24 protein-coding genes and 1 pseudogene are annotated in these 22,758 nt (G+C 72.1%); 9 read left to right on the top strand and 16 right to left on the bottom strand.

Features of this window, described 5'->3' with window-relative positions; translation table 11 throughout:
* Positions 1–43 precede the first annotated feature (43 nt).
* Positions 44–316: a hypothetical protein gene (locus MKK70_RS11295; RefSeq protein WP_243947713.1), complete on the bottom strand. Its 273-nt coding sequence runs from the start codon at positions 314–316 to the stop codon at positions 44–46.
* Between the two features lie 85 nt (positions 317–401).
* Here MKK70_RS11295 and MKK70_RS11290 point away from each other — a divergent pair, with 85 nt between their 5' ends.
* Together MKK70_RS11290 and metC are read left to right on the top strand one after the other, a co-directional pair.
* A complete protein-coding gene (locus MKK70_RS11290; RefSeq protein WP_243947705.1) occupies positions 402–575 on the top strand; it encodes an Rmf/CrpP family protein in 174 nt (57 codons plus the stop codon).
* 86 nt (positions 576–661) lie between these two features.
* Entirely contained in the window at positions 662–1,849 is a 1,188-nt protein-coding gene (metC, locus tag MKK70_RS11285) for a cystathionine beta-lyase (protein ID WP_243947703.1), read from the top strand.
* 7 nt (positions 1,850–1,856) lie between these two features.
* Here metC and MKK70_RS11280 read toward each other — a convergent pair whose 3' ends face one another.
* The 5 genes and pseudogenes from MKK70_RS11280 to MKK70_RS11260 all read right to left on the bottom strand — a co-directional run.
* Positions 1,857–2,471 carry a pyridoxamine 5'-phosphate oxidase family protein gene (locus tag MKK70_RS11280; RefSeq protein ID WP_147727720.1) on the bottom strand — a complete coding sequence of 205 codons (615 nt, stop codon included), beginning with the start codon at positions 2,469–2,471 and terminating at the stop codon, positions 1,857–1,859.
* A gap of 442 nt (positions 2,472–2,913) precedes the next feature.
* Positions 2,914–3,249, bottom strand: coding sequence for a lipid-A-disaccharide synthase N-terminal domain-containing protein (locus MKK70_RS11275; protein ID WP_147727719.1), 336 nt, complete (start codon positions 3,247–3,249; stop codon positions 2,914–2,916).
* Positions 3,250–3,254: 5 nt separating this feature from the next.
* Positions 3,255–3,986 (bottom strand): glycosyltransferase family 2 protein, encoded by a 732-nt coding sequence (locus tag MKK70_RS11270; protein WP_147858776.1) that lies wholly within the window; start codon positions 3,984–3,986, stop codon positions 3,255–3,257.
* Positions 3,983–5,740 carry an ArnT family glycosyltransferase gene (locus tag MKK70_RS11265; protein ID WP_409568265.1) on the bottom strand — a complete coding sequence of 586 codons (1,758 nt, stop codon included), beginning with the start codon at positions 5,738–5,740 and terminating at the stop codon, positions 3,983–3,985. Before MKK70_RS11265 ends, MKK70_RS11270 begins: the two co-directional genes overlap by 4 nt.
* Before the next feature lie 210 nt (positions 5,741–5,950).
* Positions 5,951–6,412 (bottom strand): annotated as a pseudogene (locus MKK70_RS11260) (alpha-hydroxy-acid oxidizing protein); the annotation flags it as partial.
* 267 nt (positions 6,413–6,679) lie between these two features.
* Between MKK70_RS11260 and MKK70_RS11255 the strand changes: the two are divergent.
* On the top strand, positions 6,680–7,474 hold the full coding sequence (locus MKK70_RS11255; protein ID WP_243947701.1) for a flagellar hook basal-body protein: 795 nt from the start codon (positions 6,680–6,682) through the stop codon (positions 7,472–7,474).
* A 27-nt stretch (positions 7,475–7,501) separates the two neighbouring features.
* On the opposite strand, the gene ntrC is transcribed toward MKK70_RS11255, so the two are convergent.
* Genes ntrC through dusB form a run of 3 tightly spaced genes read right to left on the bottom strand, consistent with a single transcriptional unit; the run spans position 7,502 to position 11,159 of the window.
* Entirely contained in the window at positions 7,502–8,965 is a 1,464-nt protein-coding gene (gene ntrC / locus MKK70_RS11250; protein WP_147728390.1) for a nitrogen regulation protein NR(I), read from the bottom strand.
* A gap of 5 nt (positions 8,966–8,970) precedes the next feature.
* The gene (locus MKK70_RS11245) at positions 8,971–10,128 is read right to left on the bottom strand and encodes a two-component system sensor histidine kinase NtrB (RefSeq protein ID WP_243947781.1); all 1,158 of its coding nucleotides are present in this window, start codon (positions 10,126–10,128) and stop codon (positions 8,971–8,973) included.
* Positions 10,129–10,154: 26 nt separating this feature from the next.
* The gene (gene dusB / locus MKK70_RS11240) at positions 10,155–11,159 is read right to left on the bottom strand and encodes a tRNA dihydrouridine synthase DusB (protein WP_243947699.1); all 1,005 of its coding nucleotides are present in this window, start codon (positions 11,157–11,159) and stop codon (positions 10,155–10,157) included.
* Between the two features lie 177 nt (positions 11,160–11,336).
* Here dusB and MKK70_RS11235 point away from each other — a divergent pair, with 177 nt between their 5' ends.
* The 3 genes from MKK70_RS11235 (at position 11,337) to MKK70_RS11225 (ending at position 14,479) form a co-directional block, all read left to right on the top strand.
* Positions 11,337–12,644 (top strand): bifunctional 2-C-methyl-D-erythritol 4-phosphate cytidylyltransferase/2-C-methyl-D-erythritol 2,4-cyclodiphosphate synthase, encoded by a 1,308-nt coding sequence (locus MKK70_RS11235; protein ID WP_243947697.1) that lies wholly within the window; start codon positions 11,337–11,339, stop codon positions 12,642–12,644.
* A gap of 68 nt (positions 12,645–12,712) precedes the next feature.
* A complete protein-coding gene (locus MKK70_RS11230; RefSeq protein ID WP_243947695.1) occupies positions 12,713–13,204 on the top strand; it encodes a CinA family protein in 492 nt (163 codons plus the stop codon).
* 69 nt (positions 13,205–13,273) lie between these two features.
* Entirely contained in the window at positions 13,274–14,479 is a 1,206-nt protein-coding gene (locus MKK70_RS11225; protein WP_243947693.1) for an FAD-dependent oxidoreductase, read from the top strand.
* Positions 14,480–14,594: 115 nt separating this feature from the next.
* Here MKK70_RS11225 and MKK70_RS11220 read toward each other — a convergent pair whose 3' ends face one another.
* Entirely contained in the window at positions 14,595–15,053 is a 459-nt protein-coding gene (locus MKK70_RS11220) for a type II toxin-antitoxin system RatA family toxin (protein WP_147843149.1), read from the bottom strand.
* Positions 15,054–15,059: 6 nt separating this feature from the next.
* Entirely contained in the window at positions 15,060–16,055 is a 996-nt protein-coding gene (gene lipA / locus MKK70_RS11215) for a lipoyl synthase (protein WP_147728942.1), read from the bottom strand.
* Between the two features lie 246 nt (positions 16,056–16,301).
* On the opposite strand from lipA, the gene MKK70_RS11210 reads away from it, so the two are divergent.
* Complete coding sequence (locus MKK70_RS11210; RefSeq protein WP_147728943.1) at positions 16,302–16,811, top strand: PRC-barrel domain-containing protein; 510 nt, start codon at positions 16,302–16,304, stop codon at positions 16,809–16,811.
* A 117-nt stretch (positions 16,812–16,928) separates the two neighbouring features.
* The gene (locus MKK70_RS11205; protein WP_147858770.1) at positions 16,929–17,168 is read left to right on the top strand and encodes a hypothetical protein; all 240 of its coding nucleotides are present in this window, start codon (positions 16,929–16,931) and stop codon (positions 17,166–17,168) included.
* Positions 17,169–17,187: 19 nt separating this feature from the next.
* On the opposite strand, the gene MKK70_RS11200 is transcribed toward MKK70_RS11205, so the two are convergent.
* From MKK70_RS11200 to MKK70_RS11190, 3 genes are all read right to left on the bottom strand, one after another.
* The gene (locus MKK70_RS11200) at positions 17,188–17,883 is read right to left on the bottom strand and encodes a cell wall hydrolase (protein WP_243934863.1); all 696 of its coding nucleotides are present in this window, start codon (positions 17,881–17,883) and stop codon (positions 17,188–17,190) included.
* A 105-nt stretch (positions 17,884–17,988) separates the two neighbouring features.
* Positions 17,989–18,732: a trypsin-like serine peptidase gene (locus MKK70_RS11195; protein WP_243947691.1), complete on the bottom strand. Its 744-nt coding sequence runs from the start codon at positions 18,730–18,732 to the stop codon at positions 17,989–17,991.
* A 5-nt stretch (positions 18,733–18,737) separates the two neighbouring features.
* Positions 18,738–19,712 (bottom strand): threo-3-hydroxy-L-aspartate ammonia-lyase, encoded by a 975-nt coding sequence (locus MKK70_RS11190; RefSeq protein WP_243947690.1) that lies wholly within the window; start codon positions 19,710–19,712, stop codon positions 18,738–18,740.
* 230 nt (positions 19,713–19,942) lie between these two features.
* On the opposite strand from MKK70_RS11190, the gene MKK70_RS11185 reads away from it, so the two are divergent.
* On the top strand, positions 19,943–21,289 hold the full coding sequence (locus MKK70_RS11185; RefSeq protein ID WP_243947689.1) for a PQQ-dependent sugar dehydrogenase: 1,347 nt from the start codon (positions 19,943–19,945) through the stop codon (positions 21,287–21,289).
* A gap of 10 nt (positions 21,290–21,299) precedes the next feature.
* On the opposite strand, the gene MKK70_RS11180 is transcribed toward MKK70_RS11185, so the two are convergent.
* Both MKK70_RS11180 and MKK70_RS11175 read right to left on the bottom strand, forming a co-directional pair.
* A complete protein-coding gene (locus MKK70_RS11180; RefSeq protein ID WP_243947688.1) occupies positions 21,300–22,046 on the bottom strand; it encodes a molybdopterin-dependent oxidoreductase in 747 nt (248 codons plus the stop codon).
* The gene (locus MKK70_RS11175; RefSeq protein WP_243947685.1) at positions 22,043–22,756 is read right to left on the bottom strand and encodes a cytochrome b/b6 domain-containing protein; all 714 of its coding nucleotides are present in this window, start codon (positions 22,754–22,756) and stop codon (positions 22,043–22,045) included. The genes MKK70_RS11180 and MKK70_RS11175 overlap by 4 nt, the downstream gene beginning before the upstream one ends.
* Positions 22,757–22,758: the final 2 nt, after the last annotated feature.

The raw sequence follows: 22,758 nt of genomic DNA, 5'->3' as shown, positions 1-22,758 counted from the left end.
CAGGCCCGGCGGCGCAGAGCAGGCATCCGCCCCGCCCGCGACGTCAGCGCTTCGTCGGCAGGATCGGGTCGCCGCGCATCAGCGCGTTCAGGCGCTCGGTGTCGAACCCGTTCGGGATCTTCGCCGGTGCCGGCTTCACGGCCGCGACCGGCTTCACCGGCGCCGGGATCGATCCGGTCGCCGAAGGTTCGGGCAGGACGATGCGGGCGACCGGGCTCGGCACCGTGTGGGCCAGCCGGTCGGCGCAGACGAACCCGATCACGAGGATCGAGGCGCCGGCCGAGACGCCGGCGGCGAGGAGACGCAGGATACGCAAGCGACGGGTTCCGGCAACGCGAACGACGACGGAGCCGAGGATGGCCCAAGGCCGTTAACGAAGGGACACCTCACAAGGAGATCCCATGAAACCCGAAGCGAACGCCCAGGCCACCGCCAGCGACAGCCCGTTCATCCAGGGCCGCAACGCCCGCCTCTACGGCAAGCCGATCGACGATTGCCCCTACGCGGAGGGCTCGGAGGAGCGCACCGCCTGGCTGCAGGCCTACGAGGAGGCCACCGTCACGGACGCCGACTGATCGAAAGGGCGGCCCGGGCGCACGCTTGACCTCCGCCGGGTTGCCGGGCTTCGTCGTCCGATCGCAGCCCGAGAGCCAAAGCGCCCATGTCCAAGCCTTCGTCCAAGACCGCCGAATCGTTCGGGGTCGCGACGCGCCTCGTCCATGCGGGGCGCGATCCGTCGGCGCAGCACGGGTTCGTCAACACGCCGATCTATCGCGGCTCCACCGTGCTGTACCCGACCTACGACGACATCGTGCACCGGCGCGGCCGCTACAATTACGGCACCAGCGGCACGCCGACGATGGACGCGCTGACCGATGCCTGGAGCGAGGTGGCGGGCGCTGCCGGCACGGTGGCGACGCCCTCGGGCCTGTGCGCGCTCACCGTCGCGCTGATGGCCTCGGTCTCGGCCGGCGACCACCTGCTCGTCACCGATTCCGCCTACCGCCCGACCCGGATCTTCTGCGACGGGCTGCTCGCCCGCTTCGGCGTCGAGACGACCTATTACGACCCGCTGGTCGGCGCCGGCATCGCCGGGCTGATGCGTGACAACACCAAGGCCGTGCTGGTCGAGGCGCCGGGCTCGCAGAGCTTCGAGATGCAGGACGTGCCGGCGATCGCCGACGCGGTCCACGCCCGCGGCGGCACCGTGATCATGGACAACACCTGGGCGACGCCGCTGCTGTTCCCGCCGCACGCGCGCGGCGTCGACATCGCCGTCGAGGCCGGGACCAAGTATCTCAGCGGCGGATCCGACCTGCTTCTCGGCCTGACCTCGGCCAACGCCGCGCATTTCCCGGCGGTGCGGCGGACCTTCGACCAGATCGCCCCCTGCGCCGGCCCCGAGGACCTGTTCCTGGCGCTCCGCGGCCTGCGTACCATGAACCTGCGGCTGCGCGAGCACGGCCGCGCCGGCCTCGAGATGGCGCGCTGGCTGCAGGAGCGGCCGGAGGTGCTGCGCGTCCTCCATCCCGGCCTGCCCGAGGATCCCGGCCACGCGATCTGGAAGCGCGACTTCTCCGGCGCATCGGGTCTGTTCGGCGTGGTCCTCGAGCCCGTCTCGGAGACCGCCCTCGCCGCGATGCTCGACGGCCTGGAGCTGTTCGGGATGGGCTTCTCCTGGGGCGGCTTCGAAAGCCTCGTCATTCCCTTCGACTGCAGGCCCTACCGCACGGCGACGCAGTGGGCCCCCGGCGGTCCCGCCCTGCGCTTCCACATCGGGCTCGAGGACGTCGCGGACCTGAAGGCCGATCTCGACGCCGGGTTCGCGCGGTTGCGGGCGGCGGGCTGAGGCGCCCTCACGGCACCCGCCATTCGCCCCGCCACCCTTCCCCGTCGCGGCGCCAGCCGGCGCGGCGATGGCCGCGACGGTCGAGGTAGAGGAAGTCGAGGGCGTCGGCGCGGACGAGGACGGCGGCGAAGTTCGGACGGCCGACGGTCAGCGCCGCTGCCTCGTCGGGCACTGCGTAGCCGCCGCCGGCATCGAGCGCGGTGCCGGGCGCGGGCGCGATGCCGTAGCAGACCCGGCTCATCGCCCGCGAGCCGTCCCAGGCCGCGTCCGCCACGGCATCGTCGACGTGGAGACCCGCGCTGCCCTCGATCCGGATCTGGATCTTCGCCGCGCGGTCGTAGGCGTGGAGCGCACAGGCCGGGTTGGCCGCGACCTCGGCCGCCTTGTCCGAGCGGCGGTCGCAGTGGAAGCGCAGGGTGCCGGTCGCGGCATCGGCCTCCCGCAGCACCACCGTGCGACTGCGCGGGCGGCCCGCCTGGTCCAGCGTCGCGAAGCTCGGGGCGTGGAACGCGCTCCGTCCCTGCGCGACCCCGTCCGCCAGCAGCCGCCACGCTTCGGCGAAGGCCGCGTCGAGGTCGTCGTGGAACGGCGGGAGCGGGTGGCGGGCATCGTCCTGTGGCATCGGGCTCCGAACGGCGCGTGGGTGGGGCGAGACGAGCACGGGCGCGACGGGGGATCAAGCGCGGCATCGCGGTGTCGCGCGCTTAACGCTGTGGTGCCAAAACTAGGCGTCGTGTCCTAGGATGCCTTGACGCGTTCCTAACATGCATTACCCATTGTGCACCGCGTCGACGAGAGCCGCGCGGCTTCCGCTCTCAGATGAGACGTCGACGCTATGCCGTGGATGATGGTTCTGCTGTTCGGGCTGCCCTGCGCCCTCGGTTTCCTCTGCCTCTACGCCGATCGGCATCTCGCCCGGTTCTCCGAGTCCCACGACGACCTTTGGCAGCTGCCGCGGCCGTCTTCGCTGCGGCGCTGATCCCCGAGCGGACCCGGCTGCGACGCGGCAGGGCTCGGTCCCGTACCGGCCTCGGGCCGGTCGGCTCGGGCGCGGGAATGCCGGTTCAGCCCGCCTTGGTTTCGGTTCCGCGCCGGTTGCGGAAGATCAGGGCGAGGTTGCGCAGGTAGATCCCGGTCGAGAGGCCCTGGCCGATGATGATCACCGGCTCGCGGCGCACGAAGCCGTAGACCAGGGTCATGATTCCGCCGGCGATCGACAGGAACCAGAACGACAGCGGGATTACGCTCCGTCCCGCCCGCTCGCTGGCGATCCATTGCAGGATGAAGCGCGAGCCGAAGACCAGCTGCGCGACGATGCCGAAGACCAGCCAGAAGTCGAACCGCGTCACGAACACGTCGTAGAAGTAGTCCGGCAGGTCTCGCGCCAACTGGATCAGCATCGGAATCAGACCTCGGTGACGGCGGGCGTCGGACGCTTGCGGCGGATCAGCCACCACACGCCGGCCAAGTCGAGCAGGCCGACCCAGAGGCGGTCGAACAGCCCGTAGTTCGAGACGCCGGTGAAGCGCGGGCGGTCGACCACGTCGCGGTGCACGATCGCGAAGCCCTCGCGCACCACGAGCGCCGGCATGAAGCGGTGGAGGGCGTCGAAGTACGGCAGGCGCAGGTAGACCGCGCGGCGGAAGACCTTGAGGCCGCAGCCGGTGTCGCGGGTGGAATCGTTGAGGATCCGCCCGCGCACGCCGTTGGCGATGCGGGACTGGATCATCTTGAAGCGCCCGTCCTTGCGGCCCTTGCGCTGCCCCTGGGCGAGGCCCGTCCCCTCGCCCGCCTGCTCCAGCGCCGCCACCAGGACGGGGATGAAGGCCGGGTCGTTCTGGCCGTCGCCGTCGAGCGTCGCGACGATCGGGCCGGCGGCCGCCGCGACCCCGCTGCGCACCGCCGCCGACTGCCCGCCGCTGCGGGCGTGGCGCAGCACCCGCAGCCAGGGCCGGCCCTGACGCGCGGCGTCGAGCGCGGCCGGCGTCGCATCGGTGGAACCGTCGTCGACGTAGATCACCTCGAAGGGCGCCAGCGCCCCGCAGGCGGCTTCGATCTCGGCGACGAGCCCCGCGATGTTGCCGGCCTCGTTCTTCACCGGCACCACGATGCTGAGGCGGGGAGACGTCGCGTTCATGGGGTCACCGTCTGAGCCGTGGGCGTCACCGCGTAGGCGGTGAGGTCGACCCGGCGGCCGGCGTTGATGTTGAAGCCCGACACCTGCCCCACCGCCTTCGGGCCGACGCCGCCGACGGGCCAGGCATCGGCGAAGTCGGCGGCCGAGCGCTGCTCGACGAAGACGAGGCGGCAGCCGCCCGCATGGAGGAAGGCCAGCGCGTCGGCGCCGGTGTTCGGGGTGGCGAGCTCGGTGCCGATCAGGAACACCAGGCTCGGCTCGCGGTAGCCGAGGCTCGCGACCTGCGGCCGGCACGGCAGCGCGTCGCGGATCGCGGCGAGCCGGTTCGAGACCTTCAGCGCCGGGATCTCGGTCTGCGCCAGCCCGAGCACCGCGGGCGAGAGCACGCAGGCGGAGAGGATCGCGAACACCATCGCCCGCTCGGCGCCGTTCCGCGCATAGGCCATCCAGGCGGCCAGCGCGAGCGCGCAGGCGGCCCCGAGCAGCGGCAGCGACAGCACGGGCAGCACCCGGTCCAGGCGCCACGCGACCACGGCGAGGCCGATCGTCAGCCCGATCGGGATCGCCGGGACCAGCAGCGCCATCGCCCGCGCGCCGCGCCGCGTCGGATCGAGGGCGCCGGCCCGGAGCGCCAGCACGGTGAGGATCGCCACCATCGGCATCAGCGGCAGGACGTAGTGCGGCAGCTTGGTCGGCACGGCCTCGAACATCAGCCACGCCGGCACGATCGACGCGACCAGGAACGCGACCGCATCGTCCCGGCGACGGCGCCACGCGAACGGGATCGCCAGAGCCGCGAAGGCGGCACCGGGCCAGAAGGTCGCGAAGAACACCAGCGCGTAGGTGCCGGGCGGCGCCCAGTGCTTCTCCTTGGCGCTGCCGACCTTGGCCAGCATGTCGTGGCCGACCGCCTCGGTGAAGAAGGCGCTGCCGCTGCGCCAGGCGATCGCCAGGAACCACGGGGCGACGACCGCGACGACGATCGCGAGGCCGGACCACGGCCGCAGCGCCAGGATCCAGCGGCCGGAGCGCGCCTTCCACGACAGGGCCAGCATCGGCAGGCCGACGAAGAGCGGCACCATCGGCCCCTTCACCAGGATGCCGATCGCCAGGCCGAGCCAGAACGCGAGCCGCCCCGCGGTCGAGGGGCCGGGGCCGGATCGCCCGAGCCAGGCGCGGGCGAGCGCGCCGAGCGACGCGATCGCGCACGCGGTCAGCAGCGCGTCGGTCTTGGCGAGATGCGCCTCCGCCGCGAGCATCAGGCAGGCGCCGAACAGGGCGGCCGCGAGGAAGGCGCCGCGCCGCGGCAGGAAGACGAGCGCCGCCCAGTAGGCCAGGAGCACGGCGGCGGTCGCGCCGACGAGCGAGGGGATGCGGTAGAGCGCGATCTCGGTTCGCGCCTGGGGCACCCCGAGCGCCTCGCCGGCCGCCACCGAAGCGGCCTGGGCCCAGTAGATGCCCACCGGCTTCTTGTGCCGGGCCTCGCCCTGGAAGCGGATGTCGACGCCGTCGCCGGTCTCGAGCATCTGCTTCGAGGCCTGGGCGAATCGCGGCTCGTCCCGGTCCATCGGCTGGAGCGAGATCTGGCCGGGCAGGAAGCAGACGAGGCAGAGCGCCACCAGCCAGGCGCAGGCCCGCGCGTGGCTCGCCGACACGGTGCTCAGGAGGAAGTCGCCGAACGCGAAGCCGGGCCCGGTGGCCGGGACGGGCCGCGTGGCCGGGACGGGTCGCCGCGCGGCTTGGCTGGGGATCATGAGCGCGGTGCGGAACGGAAGGAGGGGGCCGAGAAGGCGGTCATGCGCGGCTCCGGAACCGGCAACCGGCCTCGTCGTTCGGTCGATGCCCAGACGGCCGGCGGTGTCGATGATGCGGCCGGGATTGTCAAATGCCGGCCCCGCCGCCCGAGGGACGGGGCCGGCCGCGCGGCGCGTGTCAGGCCCGGTCGACGCCGCGGCGCCGATCCCGGCGGTCGTGGTGGCGCCGACCTGGCGCATGATCGTCTCGAACTCGCGCTGCATGATGGCGAGCACGGCGGCGACCCCGGGCTCGCCGAAGGCGGCCAGCCCCCAGACGGAGGGGCGGCCGATGCACACGGCGGTGGCGCCGAGCGCCAGGGCCTTGAGCACGTCGGTGCCGCGGCGGAAGCCGCCGTCGATCAGCACGGGCACGCGGCCGTTCACCGCCGTCACGATCTCCGGCGGCACGCCGATCGTGGATTGCAGGCTCGCCTCGGCCCGGCCGCCGTGGTTCGACACGATCAGCGCATCGACGCCGTGGTCGAGCGCGGTCTTCGCGTCCTCCCTCGTGACAATGCCCTTGAGCACGAGCTTGCCCTTCACGAGGCCGCGCAGGCGCCGCACGTAGTCCCAGGTCATGCCGGTGCCGTAGAGGTTGGTCACCCGGTCGACGTCGATCCCGTCGAACATCGGCTTGCGGCTGACCTCGTTCTCGAAGCCGGGCGCGTGGCAGTCGGTGCAGGTGCGGGTGTCCGAGCCCCGCTAGTTCAGTCGTTTCCAAATGTTTCCAAGATGTCGAGCTTCGCATCCAGGGCGAGCTCATGCCAGATCGAGACATAAATCGTTACACACCACGTATTAACGATGAAATCCTCAAATCAGGGTGGCCGGGGAATGGTCGGCCGACGTTCTGGTCGGGCCCGGTTGCACCGGGCCGTTCCCTGAAGGAGATCCGCGATGAGCCTGATGGATGCGCTCTCGAACGCCATCACCGGGACCTCGGCCCAATCCTTCGCGCTGAACAACATCTCGGGGAACATCGCCAACAGCACCACGGCCGGCTTCAAGAGCACGGATACGAGCTTCGCCGACATGCTGGCGCAGACCGAGGCCGGGACGCAGCCCGCCGGCGGCGTCGCGATCAGCACGCGGTCGAACCTGGGGCTCCAGGGCACGGTGGCGTCGACCGGCATCGCGACGAACCTCGCGATCGGCGGCGACGGCTACTTCGTGGTCCGGCAGAATCTCGGGACCGCGTCGGCGCCGAGCTTCGGCTCGGCGCTGGCCTACACCCGGCGCGGCGACTTCGCGCCGGATGCCAGCGGGTACCTCGTCAACGGGGCCGGGTACTACCTGTTCGCCGGGGCCTCGACGGGCGCGCCGGTCCAGGTGCCGACCACCGCCACGAGCGCGCTCTCCAGCCTGTCGGTCTCGCCCGCCGGCGCCCTCACCGGCACCCTGTCGGACAGCAGCACCCAGGCGCTCGGCACCCTGGCCCTGGCCCAGTTCGGCGCGCGGGACACGCTCGCCTCGCTCGACGGCGGCGCCTTCGTCGCGACCGCGAGCACCGGTGCGCCGAGCTTCGGCCTGAACGGCGCGACCGTGACCGGCGGCTCGGTCGAGCAGTCGAATGCGAGCATCTCGGACCAGTTCTCCAAGATGATCGAGACGCAGCAGGCCTATTCCTCCAACACGAAGGTGATCAGCACCGTCAACGAGATGCTGCAATCGGCCATCGCGATGTACGTCTGACGCGGCGCGCGCCGCTACCCGTCCGGCCTAGCGCGCCGTTCGGAACACCTGCAGGTCGAGGTCGCGCACCTTCTTGCGCAGGGTGTTGCGGTTGACGCCCAGAAGCTCCGCCGCGCGGATCTGGTTGCCGCGGGTGGCGGCGAGCGCCGCGCCGATCAGCGGGCCTTCGATCTCGCGCAGGATCCGGTGATACAGGCCGGGCGGGGGCAGCGTGTCGCGGTATCCAGAGAAGTAGTCCGAGAGGTGGCGCTCGACCGCGCCGGACAGGGTCTCGTTGTCGGCGCCGGCCTTGCGCGCGGTGCCGTTCCCGGCCGAGGCCGGGGGGCTGAGCGGCAGCGTGTCGAGCTCCGCCTCGATCACCGGGCCGGTGATGGTCTCCTGCGGGTAGAGGGCGGCGAGCCGCCGGACGAGGTTTTCCAGCTCGCGGACGTTGCCGGGCCAGCGGTAGCGCTTCAAGCGCTCCATCGCCTCGCCGTCGAGCATCTTCCGCGTGAGGCCCTCGCGCTCGACCTGGATGAAGAAGTGGCGGACGAGGTCGGGCACGTCCTCGGACCGCTCGCGCAGGGCCGGCAGCCGCAGCGGCACGACGTTCAGGCGGAAGAACAGGTCCTCGCGGAAGATGCCCTGCTGGATCGAGATCCGCAGGTCCTTGTTGGTCGCCGCGATGATGCGGACGTTGGTCTTGATCGGCACCCGGCCGCCGACGGTGGTGTACTCGCCCTGCTGCAGCACGCGCAGCAGCCGGGTCTGCGCCTCCATCGGCATGTCGCCGATCTCGTCGAGGAACAGCGTGCCGCCCTCCGCCTGCTCAAAGCGGCCGGCCGAGCGCTGCAGCGCCCCGGTGAAGGCGCCCTTCTCGTGGCCGAACAGCTCCGATTCGATCAGGTCGCGCGGGATCGCGGCCATGTTGACGGGCACGAACGGGCCGGTGCGCCGGCGGCCGTAATCGTGGAGCGCGCGGGCCACCAGCTCCTTGCCGGTGCCGGACTCGCCGGTGATCATCACGGTCAGGTCGGTCGGCATCAGCCGGGCGAGCGCCCGGTAGATCTCCTGCATCGCCGGCGAGCGCCCGACCAGCGGGATGTCCTCGTTGTCGGGCGGCGCGGCGGCGGCGGCCGTGCCGCGCGGGCGCGACAGCGCCCGGCCGACGATGGCGATCAGCTCCTTCAGGTCGAAGGGCTTGGGCAGGTACTCGTAGGCGCCGCGCTCGGAGGCGCGGATCGCGGTCATGAAGGTGTTCTGCGCGCTCATGACGATGACCGGCAGCTCCGGCCGCACCCGCTTGATGCGCGGCAGCAGGTCGAACACGTTCTCGTCGGGCATCACCACGTCGGTGATGACGAGGTCGCCCTCCCCTTGCGCCACCCAGCGCCACAGGGTCGCGCAGTTGCCGGTGGAGCGGACCTCGTAGCCGGCCCGCGACAGCGCCTGGTTGAGGACGGTGCGGATGGCGGCGTCGTCGTCCGCGACGATGATGTGGCCGTTGGGCATGACTCTTACTCGGGCTCCGCGACCGCTTCGCGCCCGTCGCGGGCGCTCGACATGGGCAGGAGGATTCGGAAGGCGGTGCGGCGGGGCGCGGGATCGCACTCGACGATGCCGCCATGATCGCCGACGATCTTCGCGACCAATGCAAGACCGAGGCCGGAGCCTTGCGCCTTCGTCGTCACGAACGGGTCGAACAGATCCGGCAGCAGCTCGGCCGAGATGCCCGGGCCGTTGTCGCGCACCGCCACCTCGATCGGCAGGCTGACGCGCTCGCGCGAGCCCGGGACCTGAAGCCGCAGGCCGGTGCGGAACGCGGTCGACAGGGTGATCTCGCCGTCGACCGCGTCGGCGCCGATCGCTTCCGCCGCGTTCTTCACTAGGTTCAGGATCACCTGCACGAGCTGATCGCGGTTGCCGAGCACCGGCGGCAGCGACGGATCGTAGGTCTCGACGAAGCGGATGTGGCGCCCGAACCCGGATTGCGCCGAGCGCTTCACCTGATCGAGCACGCCGTGCACGTTGACCGGGCCGCGCTCGACCGGGCGCTCGTCGCCGAACAGCTCCATCCGCTCGACGATCCGCACGATCCGGTCGGTCTCCTCGCAGATCAGGCTGGTCAGCACCCGGTCCTCTTCCGGCCCCGACTGCTCGAGCAGCTGGGCCGCGCCGCGGATGCCGGCGAGCGGGTTCTTGATCTCGTGGGCGAGCATCGCGCCGAGCGCCACCATCGAGCGCGCCGCGCCGCGATGCGTCAGCTGGCGGTTCATCTTGTCGGCGATGGTGCGCTCCTGGAGCATCAGCACCACCGCCTCGCCGTCGTCGCCGAGCGCGGTGGCGAACACGTCGACGCTGCGCTCCGCGCCCGAGCGCGGCTGTGTCAGCTCGACCCGGTACTCGCTGACGCTGGACCCGCGCCGGCGCACCTCCGCCACCAGCGCGATGATCGGCGAGGCGAAGGGGATGATGTCGCGAAGCCGGCGCCGCTGCATCAGCCGGGCGGAATAGTCGAAGAACGTCTCGGCCGCGTGGTTGCAGTGCATGATGCGGTCGTCCGCGTCGATGGTCAGCACCGGCAACGGCAGGGCGTTGATCACCGCCTCGGCGCTCGGCATGCCGCGGGGTTTCGCCGCGGGCTCCTTGGCGGCGGGGTCGAGACCGATCGGCATCGCCTCGTCCCTGGGTTCCCCGTCGCTCATGCGGCCTCCGCGATCGCCGGGGCGGCCTCGAAGGCGGCGCGCAGGAGCCGGTCCGCCACCTCCGGGTCGGTGGTGGTCAGGAGCCGCGTGCGCTCGGCCGCATCGAGGCCGCCCGCCGCGTCGGCATAGGCCGCCAGATGCTTGCGGGCGTGACGCACGCCCATCGCTGCACCGTAAAGCGCGATCAGCCCGGCATAATGCGCCGCCGCCAGCCCCGCCCGGGCCGACTGCGACAGCGTCGGCACCGGGCGCCCGGCCAGCCCCGCGGCGAGGGCGCCGACGAGCCAGGGCCGCCCGACCGCCGCGCGGCCGACCATGATGCCGGCAGCACCCGAGGCCGCCAGGCACGCCCGGGCGCTGGAAAGGTCCGTCACGTCGCCGTTGGCGATGACGGGGATCGACACCGCCGCGACGACCGGCCGGATCGCGGCCCAGTCGGCGCTGCCCTTGTAGAATTGCTGCCGGGTGCGGCCGTGGACGGTGACCGCGTTCAGCCCCAGTGCCTGGGCCCGGCGGGCGAGCTCCGCGGCGTTCAGGCCGTGGTGGTCCCAGCCGAGGCGCATCTTCACCGTCACCGGGATCGACACCGCCTCGCGCACGGCGCCGAGGAGGCGGGCCGCATGGTCGAGGTCGCGCATCAGCGCGGAGCCCGAGGCGATGCCGGTGACGATCTTGGCCGGGCAGCCCATGTTGACGTCGATCACGTCGGCGCCGTTCGCGGCGGCGATCCGGGCGGCCTCGGCCATCGGCTCGGGGGCGCAGCCGGCGAGCTGGACGATGTGCGGCGCGATGCCTGACCCTTCCGCCCTGAGCCGCGCCTCCTCCGAACCGCGCGCGAACTCGGCCGCCGCCACCATCTCCGACACCACCGCGCTCGCGCCGGCACCCTGCGCGATGCGGCGCATGTGCAGGTCGGTGACGCCCGACAGCGGCGCCAGCAGCGCCACCGGATCGACCGAGCGCTCCCCTCGCAGGACGCTCAAATAATGATCAGCCATCATTCTGCACAACAAATAGACAAAATCAGCCCGGCGCAAGCCCCCGGGCGAGGGTTGGGCGGGGAACCGCGCGATTTGATTTCGCTTCATCCCCCGCATAAACGACAGGCAGATTTTTGAGGACCCGAACCGGCCGCATGGCAGGCGGTCTCGGCCCCGGCACGACGGAAACCCCCAGGCATGTCCGAACCCGGATCGAGCGTCGCCGCCGTCGTCGTGGCGGCCGGTCGCGGCATCCGCATCGGCGGCGGGATGCCCAAGCAGTACCGTCGCGTCGGCGGGCAGGCGGTCCTCACCCGCACCCTCGACGCCCTCGGCCGCGACCCCGTGATCGGCCGGATCCAGGTGGTGATCGCCGCCGACGCGGCCGCGTTCTACGACACCTGCCGCGCCGAGCTCGCGCCCGCCATCGCCGAGAAGCTGCTGCCGCCGGTCGAGGGCGGGGCGACGCGCCAGGACTCGGTCCGAGCCGGGCTCGAAGCGCTCGCGGCGGCGGGCGCACCGGACGTGGTCCTCGTCCACGACGCGGCCCGGCCCTTCGTCGATGCCGGGCTGATCGCCCGCGCCGTCGCCGCCGGGCGCGACCACGGCGCGGCGGTGCCGGGCGTGGCCGTCGCCGACACGATCAAGCTCGTGGACGAGCAGGGCGGCATCGGCCGCGTGCGCGAGACGCCGGCCCGCGAGCACCTGCGCGCGGTGCAAACGCCGCAGGCCTTCGCCTTCGGGACCTTGCGTGACGCGCACCGCGCCGCCGCCGCCGAGGGCCTGCACGGCTTCACCGACGACGGCGCCCTCGCCGAATGGGCCGGCCTCGCCGTGGTGGTGTTCGCCGGCGACCCGAAGAACCGCAAGATCACCCAACCCTCCGACCTGATCGAGGCCGACCGGGCCTTTTCCGGCTCGGGCGAGGAGACGGCGAAGGACAGTGCGAAGGACATCGCCATGACGACCTACGTGACCCGCCTCGGCACCGGATTCGACGTGCACGCCTTCACCGACGGCGACCATGTCTGGCTCGGCGGGGTGAAGATCCCGGCCGACCGCGGGGTGCTCGCCCATTCCGACGGCGACGTCGCGCTGCATGCCCTCACCGACGCGCTGCTCGGCGCCATCGCCGACGGCGACATCGGCACCCATTTCCCGCCCTCGGACGAGCAGTGGCGCGGGGCGTCGTCGGACCGGTTCCTGGCCCATGCCTGCAAGCTGGTGCGCGACCGCGGCGGCCGCATCGACCATCTCGACATCACGGTGCTGGCGGAAGCGCCCCGCATCGGCGCCCACCGCGAGACGATCCGCGCCCGCATCGCCGAGATCTGCGCCGTGCCGCTGACCGCAGTGTCGATTAAGGCGACGACCACGGAGAAGCTCGGCTTCGTCGGCCGCTCGGAAGGCCTCGCGGCCCAGGCCGCCGCGACCATCCGCCTGCCGGAGGAGGTGGAGACGAGCCCGGTGGACGCCCAGGCCGAGACGGCCATGCGCCAGGGCTGACGGTTGGGCGGACGCGCGTCCGCTGCGATGATCCGAAGGCCGCTTCGAACGAAAATGGGATTCGCGCGATGTTCGACGACGCCCTCCTCGCCCGCGCCACCGCCCTGGTCGGGGCCTACGCCGAGGCCGGCACCCGGATCGCGACGGCCGAATCCTGCACGGGGGGGCTCGTCGCCGGGTTGCTGACGGCGGTGCCCGGCTCGTCGGCGGTCGTCGAGCGCGGCTTCGTCACCTACTCGAACGAGGCCAAGTCCGAAGCGATCGGGGTGCCCACCGCACTCATCGGCGCGCACGGCGCCGTCAGCGAGGCGGTCGCCCGCGCGATGGCGGGCGGCGCGCTGGCGGCGTCGCGGGCCGACGTGGCGGTGGCGATCACCGGGATCGCCGGCCCCGGCGGCGGCAGCCCGGGCAAGCCCGTCGGCCTCGTGCATTTCGGTCTGGCGACCGGCGGCGGCGTCCGCCACCTGGAGCGGCGCTACGGCGATCTCGGCCGTGCCGAGATCCGACGTCGCGCCGTCGTCGATGCGTTGGACCTGTTGGAGGCGGCGCTCGTTTCCTGATCGGGGCGCTCGTGTCTCCTGATCGGAGCGGTCCTGCGGCGAACGCCGCCGAACCGGAGGCGCGGTTCCATGGACAGCCTGTCGGCACAAATCTGCATCGTCGGCGGTGGACCGGCGGGGATGATGGCGGGCCTGCTGTTCGCCCGCGCGGGCGTCTCGGTCGTGGTGCTGGAGAAGCACAACGACTTCCTGCGCGATTTCCGCGGCGACACCATCCATCCCTCGACCCTGGCCGTGATGGACGATCTCGGCCTCGGCGACGCCTTCCGCACCCTGCCGCAGCGCCGGGTCGAGACGTTATCGGCGGTGATGGGCGGCCGGACGTTCCGCGTCGCCGATTTCCGCCGGCTCGCGACGCGGAACCGCTTCATCGCGCTGATGCCGCAATGGGATTTCCTCGACTTCCTCGGCCGCGAGGCGAGGAAGCTGCCCGGCTTCCGGCTGCTGATGGCGACCGAGGGGCAGTCGCTGATCGAGACGGATGGCCGGATCGCCGGGGTTCGCGCCGCCGGCCCCGACGGTGCGATCGCGATCGCCGCCGACCTCGTCCTGTGCGCCGACGGCCGGCATTCCGCGATGCGACGTCGGGCCGGCTTCGTGCCGCGCGACTTCGCGGCGCCGATCGACGTGCTGTGGTTCCGCCTGTCGCGCCGCCCCGGAGACCCGGAGGCCGCGGCCGGTCGCTTCGGGGCGGGCCGCATCCTGATCACGATCGATCGCGGCGATTACTGGCAATGCGCCGCAATCGTGCCGAAGGGCGGCGATGCGGCGATCCGCACGCGCGGACTCGCGGCGTTCCGCGCCGGCATCGCCGACCTCGCGCCGTTCCTGGCCGACCGCACCGGCGAGATCGGGACCTTCGACGCGGTGAGGACGCTGACGGTGACCGTGGACCGGCTGGAGCGCTGGCACCGTCCGGGGCTGCTCTGCATCGGCGACGCGGCGCATGCGATGTCGCCGGTCGGCGGCGTCGGCATTAACCTCGCAATCCAGGATGCGGTCGCCGCCGCCAACCTGCTCGCCGGGCCGTTGCGGGCCGGACGCCTCGCCGAGGCCGACCTCGCGCGGGTCCAGGCCCGCCGAAGCCTTCCGACGCGGCTGACGCAACGGGTCCAGCGCCTGATCCAGGATCGGATCATCGCCCCGGTGCTCGACCACGGGGACGCGCGCCTCAGCCCGCCGCTCGCGCTCCGGCTGCTCGACCGCCTGCCGTGGCTTCAGCGCATCCCGGCCCGGATCGTCGGCCTCGGCTTCCGCCCGGAGCATCCGCGGTGAGGCGCACGATCCAGCGCGTCCTCTTCGTCTCCGGTCGCGCCCGGCTCCGCAGCCCGACGGCCGAGCAGGCCTTCTCTCGGGTATGCCCAACCGGATGCCGCCGGCGCGGCCGGCCTCAGGCCCTACCGTAGACCCGGTCCGCCCGGCTCTCGAACGCGTCGGTGAACTTGCGAAAGGCGCGGTCGAACATCTTGCCCATCAGCAGGCCGAGGGCGAAGCTCTTGAACTCGTAGGTGATGAAGAAGTCGACGTCGCAGCCGCCGTCGCGGCCGGGCTTGAACGCCCAGCGGTTCTCGAGATGCCGGAACGGGCCGTCGATGTACTCGGCCGTGATCTTGAGGTTCGGGCGGTCGAGGCCGACCCGGGTGGTGAAGCGCTCGCGGATCGCCTTGTAGCCGACGCCCATCTCGGCCACGAGCACCTCGGTCCCCTCCCCGGTGCCGGGCTGGCGGCGCAGCACGCGCAGCGATTCGCACAGCGGCAGGAACTCGGGATAGTGCTCCACGTCGGCGACGAGGTCGTACATCTGCTGGGGCGAGTGACGCACCCAGCGGGTGATCCGGAAGGATGGCATGACGACTCAGGCTGAGAGGGTGTCGGGGGCGAGCCGCGCGTTGCGGGCGGCCTGGAGCCGCGAAAAATCCTCACCGGCATGGTGCGACGAGCGGGTCAGCGGCGTTGCCGAGACCAGCAGGAAGCCCTTGGCGTAGGCGGTGGTCTCGAACGCCTTGAACTCGTCCGGCGGCACGAAGCGGACGACCTCGTGGTGCTTCTTGGTCGGCTGAAGGTACTGGCCGATGGTGAGGAAGTCGACGTCGGCCGAGCGCAGGTCGTCCATCAGCTGCACGACCTCGTTCCGCTCCTCGCCGAGGCCGACCATGATGCCGGACTTGGTGAAGATCGTGGGGTCGAGCTCCTTGACCCGCTGCAGCAGGCGCACCGAGTGGAAGTAGCGGGCGCCGGGGCGGACCGTGAGGTAGTTGCCGGGTACCGTTTCGAGGTTGTGGTTGAACACGTCGGGCTTGGCGGCCACGACCGCCTCGAGCGCGCCGTCCTTGCGCAAGAAGTCCGGCGTCAGGATCTCGATGGTGGTGCCGGGGCTGAGCCGCCGGATCGCCGCGATGGTGCGGGCGAAATGCTCGGCACCGCCGTCGGCGAGGTCGTCGCGGTCCACGGAGGTGACGACGACGTGGTGCAGGCCGAGCTTGGCCACGGAGTCGGCGATCTTGTCGGGCTCGTGCTGATCCAGGGCATTGGGCAGGCCGGTGCGCACGTTGCAGAAGGCGCAGGCCCGCGTGCAGGTGTCGCCCATGATCATGAAGGTGGCGTGGCGCTTCTCCCAGCACTCGCCGATGTTGGGGCACCCGGCCTCCTCGCAGACCGTGACGAGGCCGTGCTCGCGCACGATCGCCCGGGTCTCGGCCCAGGCCGGGGAGCCCGGCGCCTTCACGCGGATCCAGTCGGGCTTGCGCAGCTGCACCGGCTGGTCCGGCCGGTGCGCCTTCTCCGGGTGGCGGATGCGGGCCGGAAGCGGTGGCCGCGGATCGTTCTTCAGGAGATCGAGGACGGTCGCCATGACACACCGCGTGCGAGGCACCCGCGGTGCGGGTATCGGGGAGCACCTGCGACTTAAGACGTCCGGCCCCGCGCCGCAAACCGGCGCGACCGCAGGTCGCCCACGATCCCGAGACAGGGCGCGCGGATTCGTCATGGCCGGCGGGCCCGCGCGATCCGCCGCAACGCCCGCCCGGAACCCGGCGTGACGGATCCGGTTCCTTGGGGTCAACGGCCGCCGCACGGCCCTCACCGGAAGGAAGATCGCTTGACCCGGATCCTGCGCCGCGCGCTCGCCGCACCCGTGATGCTCGCGCTCGTGTTCCCGGCGCTCGCCGGCGTCGGCCCGGAGGACAAGCCGGCGCAGAGCGACGGCATGGTGGTGCAGGGCACCGGCCCGGGCACCAGCGCGGGCGGCAGTCCGTCCGATGTCGGGATCAAGCGCGCCGGATCGAAGGCGGATGCCGAGGGCCGCAACAAGCTCAGCCCCGCCGGCTTCCTCACCACCGACGTGATCGGGATCAAGGTCTCGGACAATGCCGGCAACGCGCTCGGCACGGTGGTCGACCTCGTGATGGAGGACGGGCGCACCCTGACGGCCGTGGTGCTCGACATCGGCGGGTTCCTCGGCGTCGGCACGCGCTACGTCGCGGTGCAGCCGGCCGCGCTGATCCTGTCCCCGGGCGGCGAGCGCTACGCCGCCACGCTCGACATGAGCAAGGAGCAGCTCGGGGCCGCGCCGGACTTCAAGTACAGCAAGTACAAGCCGCAGAACTGACGCGGCATCAGCGTGTTGCAGGCGGCGATGCGTCGTCGGCCACGCCGATCCCGGCCGCGCTAGGGCAGGGAAATCCGCCTTCAAGAATGTCGCTTACGGTCAAGCTTGGCTATGGCGATGTCCACGGGATTTTCGGTGGGAACGGTGATGGTCGAGGCCTTGCGGAAGGCGATCCGGTTGCGGGCGACGCGGCGCTCGCGCGACCTGCGGATCGGAACCAGCGGCTGCGCCCGCACGCCGCCGGTCGGCACCGCCGACCGCGGCACGGCCACGGCGCACCGCCTCACGGCGCGCGAGCTGATCGCGATGGCGCAGGCCGCGCGTCGGGCGCGCGGCAGGGAAGAGCCGGAGGGCTGAGCGGGAGGGCTGAGCCGCCTCAGCCGCCGCCCGGAAGCGCGCCGAGGCCCGCCACCTGGCAGATGTCGCGGGCGGGTTCGGCCAGCACCGTCTGCGCGGCCGCGACCTCGGTCTGCGCCGGGCCGGCCGGGGCGATGGTCGCTGCCGGCGGGATCGCCTCGGCGTAGGCCATCGCGGTCGAGGCGGGCGGCGGGGTCTGGGCCTGGCTCCCGGCCTTGCGCTTCTCGTAGAAGGCGTTGCCGCCGGCCACCGCCACGTAGTGCATGTTGTCGTACGGGTATTTCCGGCCGGCGGTGTGGAAGTACATCGCCCGGCCGACCTTGGGATGGCGCTCGCCGGCAAGGATTGCGTCGGCGGCGTCGGCGACCTTCTGCAGGTCCTTCTCGGCCATCGGCTTGGTCAGCACGCCGGTCGCGAACTGCCGCGGCTGGCCGACCACCGAGCAGATGCCGCCGTTCGGGAAGGCGGCGTTCTCCAGGCGATTCATCACCACGGTCCCGACCGCGAGCAGGCCTTCGGAATCGCTGCGGTTCGATTCGAAGTACATCGCGCGGCCGAGGCAATCGCGCTCGGTATCCGACACCACCATCGGCTTGCCGCGCGTCGAGCCGGTGCTGAGAGCGGTGTTCGCGCTGGTGTTGCAGGCGCCGAGACTTGGTCCGAGCAGGAGGACCGACAGGGCCGGCACCGTCAATCTCGTCCCGATACCCTGCATGCCGCCCGGCCTCCCAGCCCATTGCCTCGCCGATGCGATGCGTTCCGGCCAAGCTCGACCCGAAAGGTGCGGATTTTGTGGCATCATGGTGAACCGACGGTTGCGTCAGCGCGTCGTCGCCTGCGCTTTCAGCATCGCCGCCGCGGTTCCGCGGAATGCGGCGGTCGGCACGGCGACGGACGGAGCCCGCCCCTCCTCCCGGCTGCCTGCCACCAGCACGCCGATCACCACGGGGCCGCCCGCCTCGACCTGCAGCAGCGCCGAGCCCGATTCTCCGGGCACCGCCCGGCAATCGTGCAGCAGCAGGGGCGCCGGGCCGGGGTCCCGCCACGCGCTGCAACCGCCCTGCGCGGTCATCAGCTGGGGCTTGAGCCGGCTGTAGCCCGCCCGCCGGATCTCGCGGCGGATCGCGGCCGGGTCGGCTTCGGCACCGGGATCCTCCAGCGTCAGCGGCGTGCCGGGGATCGGGTCGGCGAGCTCGACCAGGGCCCAGTCGCCCTGCATGTTCGGCCGCGCGGTGCCGTAGGCGAAGGCGTAGTCGTCCGGCTTGCGGTAGGCGGCGGCCAGGCTGTGCGCGCGATACGCGCCCTGGCGGTACCCGGCCACGAAGTGGACGACGCCCGGGTTGACCCAGCGCTTGCGCGGCTCGTCCCACAGGCAGTGCGCGGCGGTGAGCGCGAGCCGCGGACCGATCAGGGTCGCGGTGCAGGATTGGAGGCGGTTGGTGCCGAGCACCACGTTGAGCTTGCCGATCGCGCTGTAGGGCCATGCCTCGGCATCGAAGGCCATGTCCTCCGCACGCGCCGCGCCGGCCCACAGGCATGCGCCGACGAGGACCAGGGCGCGCACCTTCCTCAGCCCGCGACGTGCCGGGCGAACGATGCGAGGTCGATGTTGCCGCCGCTGATCACCACGCCGACGCGCCTGCCCCGCACGTCGAGGCGGCCGTGCATCACCGCCGCCGCCGCGAGGCAGCCGGTCGGCTCGACCACGAGCTTCATCCGCTCGGCGAAGAAGCGCATCGTGGCGACGAGCTCGGCGTCCGTCACCGTCACGATGTCGGCGACCCGCTCCTGGATGATCGGGAAGGTCAGCGATCCGAGGAACGTCGTCTGCGCGCCGTCGGCGATGGTGCGCGGCACCGGGATCGTGACGATCCGCCCCTCGCGGAGCGAGCGTTGCCCGTCGTTGCCGGCCTCCGGCTCGACGCCGATCACGGCGCAGCCGGGCGAGCGCTCGGCGGCGACGAGGGCGCAGCCCGACAGCATGCCGCCGCCGCCGAGGCAGACGACGAGCATGTCGAGCGGCCCGGTCTCGGCGATCAGCTCGAGGGCGAGCGTTCCCTGGCCGGCGATCACGTCCGGATGGTCGTAGGGCGGGATCAGGGTGAGGCCGCGCGCCTCCGCGAGTTCGCGGCCGAGGGCGACGCGGTCCTGGGTGTAGCGGTCGTAGCGCACCACCTCGGCGCCGTAGCCTTGCGTCGCCGCGACCTTCATCGCCGGCGCGTCCTGCGGCATCACGATGGTGGCCGGCACGTTCAGCAGCCGGCTCGCGAGGGCGATCGCCTGGGCGTGGTTGCCCGAGGAGTAGGCGATGACGCCGCGCGCCCGCGCGTCGTCGGCGAGCGCGGCGATCGCGTTGTAGGCGCCGCGGAACTTGAAGGCGCCGACGCGCTGCAGGTTCTCCGCCTTGAAGAACAGGCTCGCCCCGGCGCGTTCGTCGGCGGTGCGCGACGTGAGCACCGGGGTGCGGTGGGCGACGCCGGCGATGCGCTCGGCGGCGCGCGCCACGTCGGCGAAGGTCGGCTGGCCTGGGGGCGCATCGGTCATCGAGGGCTCGCTCGGCGCCCGCGCCGCTCGCGCCCGGAGCGCGACCCTTCGGCGAGGGACCCACGCACCGTCCTATACGCGTCCCCGGGCGCCGCCGGCACCCTCGGCGTGCGAACGGAGCCAATTGCCCGCTCGGTTCTTATCCTCGGACAAGATCATCATCCGGCAGGGCCGGTCCCGTCCGATCGGCGGGGCAGGCCGCCGGACGAACGACGGATTCACGGAACGACATGCGGACATCGGCAAAACTCGGGCTCGCGGCGCTGGCCGTGGTCCTCCTCGGCGGGGCGGCCTTCGTGCGCTTCGCGGTCTATCCCGAGAGCGCGTCGCTCCCGCTCGCCGACGGCCAGGGGGCGAGCCCGACGCTGCCCGCCCCGAACGCGACGCCGCTGCCCACCGTCAACATCGCGCCCGCCACCGGCTGGGCGAAGGGCGCGAAGCCCGCGCCGGCCGCCGGCCTCTCGGTCGCGGCCTTCGCCGAGGGGCTCGACCATCCGCGCTGGCTCTACACCCTGCCGAACGGCGACGTGCTCGTCGCCGAGAGCAACACCCCGCCCTCCGACGGCACGTTTCCCGGCGTGAAGGCCTGGATCGCGGGCAAGATCATGGATCGGGCCGGCGCCGGCGTGAAGAGCCCGGACCGGATCGTGCTGCTCCGCGACGGCGACGGGGACGGGGTCGCCGAGGTGAAAACGGTCTATCTGAAGGGCCTGACCTCGCCGTTCGGCATGGCGCTGGTCGGCAGTGACCTCTACGTCGCCAACGCCGACGCGCTGGTGCGGGTGCCCTACGAGGCCGGCGGGACCGAGAACGGCGCGACGCCCGAGAAGATCGTCGACCTGCCGGCCGGGATCAACCATCACTGGACCAAGAACGTGGTCGCGAGCTCCGACGGCGCCAAGCTGTTCATCACCGTCGGCTCGAACAGCAACGTGGCCGAGAACGGGCTCGAGGCCGAGAAGGGCCGCGCCGCGATCTGGGAATATACGATCGCGACCAAGGCCTTCCGCGAATACGCCACCGGCCTGCGCAACCCGAACGGGTTGGGCTTCGAGCCCGAGACCGGCGCGCTCTGGGCCGCGGTCAACGAGCGCGACGAGATCGGCAGCGACCTCGTGCCGGACTACGTCACCGCGGTGAAGGAGGGCGGGTTCTACGGCTGGCCCTACAGCTATTACGGCCCGCACGTCGACGAGCGCGTCACCCCGCAGCGCCCGGACCTCGTCGCCAAGGCGATCGTGCCGGACTACGCCCTCGGTCCCCACACGGCCTCGCTCGGCATCGCGTTCTCGCGGGGAGCGAACCTGCCCCCGGCCTGGACCAGCGGCCTGTTCGTCGCCCAGCACGGCTCGTGGAACCGTCGTCCGAAGAGCGGCTACAAAGTGATCTACGTGCCGTTCGCCGACGGCCGGCCCGCGGGCAAGCCGGTGGACGTGCTGGCCGGCTTCCTCGACGCCGACGAGAAGGCGCAGGGGCGCCCCGTGGACGTGGCCTTCGACAAGACCGGGGCGCTGCTCGTCTCGGACGACGTCGGCAACGCGGTCTGGCGGGTGACGGGGGCGGCCGCCTCGCAGTGAGGCGGACGCCTCAGATCCCCGCGTACCAGCTGAAGCCGAGTTCGGAGACCATGCTGCCGCGGCCCTGGCCGAGGCCGTCCACGCGATCGACGGCCTCGATCGAGGCGAGGTACTTCAGCGACTTGTAGCCGAGCTGCCGCTCGACCCGGAGCCGCACCGGCGCGCCGTGCGCGATCGGCAGCGCGCCGCCGTTCATGCCGTAGGCGAGGATCGTCTGCGGGTGGAGCGCGTCGAACAGGTCGTAGGTGTCCCACCAGCCGTCGACGGTGCGGATCACGATGAAGCGCGCTTCCGGCTTCAGGCCGGCGACGGCCAGGACGTGGGCCAGCGGAACCCCGGTCCATCCGCCGATCGCCGACCAGCCCTGCTCGCAGGAATGTAGCGTGATCTGGGTGCGGGCGGGCATCGCCTTCAGGTCGGCGAGCGAGAATGCGGCCGGGTTCGCCACCAGCCCGCGCACCGGCAGGCGCCAGTCCGAGAAGCCGATCTCCTTCGAGCGGCGGTAGGCAACGTCGTCGGGGTCGGTGGTGTTGATCGTCGGGAAGACCGCCGAGATCGCGTCCGGGGAGAACTCGCGCACCAGCGGCTGATGGCGCAGCAGGAAGCGCTGCACGGTGAAGCTCAGGCGCTCGCTGATCCCGTAGAGGCCGCCGCGGCTCGGGCCGCCCTCCCCGATCCTCTCGCAGCCGGGAAGCAGCCCGGTGCCGCCGAGAGCCGAGGCGCCGAGGATCAGCTTGCGCCGGGAGATGCCGCTCATCGCTTCGCCTCGCGCTCGTGCCGCCGCGCGGGTTCCGCGGCCGGCGCCCGGCGCCCGATGGTCATCCCGCGCATCAGCGCCGCCGGGCCGTTGGCCAGGACCTGCCAGACGTGCACGGCGAGGAACGCCACCAGCAGGGACGCGCACAGGAAGTGCAGGGTCCGGGCCGACTGCCGTCCGCCGAACAGGTCGAACAGCTCGGGGATCGCCGTCGTGACCCCGGGCGACATCGTCAGGCCGGTGAGCAGCATCAGCGGCGACAGCACCAGGACGACCGCCAGGTAGGCGAGCTTCTGAAGAACGTTGTAGCGGGTCTGCGTCGGCCCCGGGCCGCGCAGGTGCAGGTGCTCGCGCACCGTGCCGGCGATGTGCGCCGGGCGGACCTGATCCGCATCCGGCAGCAGCCGGCGGGACAGGTGGCGCGTCGCGAGGCTCCAGGCGAGATAGAGCAGCCCGTTGAGGACGAAGATCCAGGCGGCGAGGAAGTGGATGTTGCGGCCCCAGCCGGTCTGCTCGAGGTTCACCGGCAGCGGCAGGGCGATCCATGCCGGGGCATCGAGCGCGCCCGTCTCGCCCCAGAACAGCCGCGGCAGCGCCAGCAGGATCGCCGTGCCGCTGACCGCGAGCGCGACGAACGCGGCGGCGTTGATCCAGTGCGTCGCCCGCACCCAGGCGGGATGGCGGACCCGGCCGTCCTCGCGTCCCGTCATCG

The sequence above is a fragment of the Methylobacterium sp. E-041 genome (genome assembly GCF_022829665.1).
Classification (GTDB): Bacteria; Pseudomonadota; Alphaproteobacteria; order Rhizobiales; family Beijerinckiaceae; genus Methylobacterium.
The sequence above is the reverse complement of the archived record's forward strand: the minus strand, read 5'-3'. Positions and strand labels throughout refer to the sequence as shown.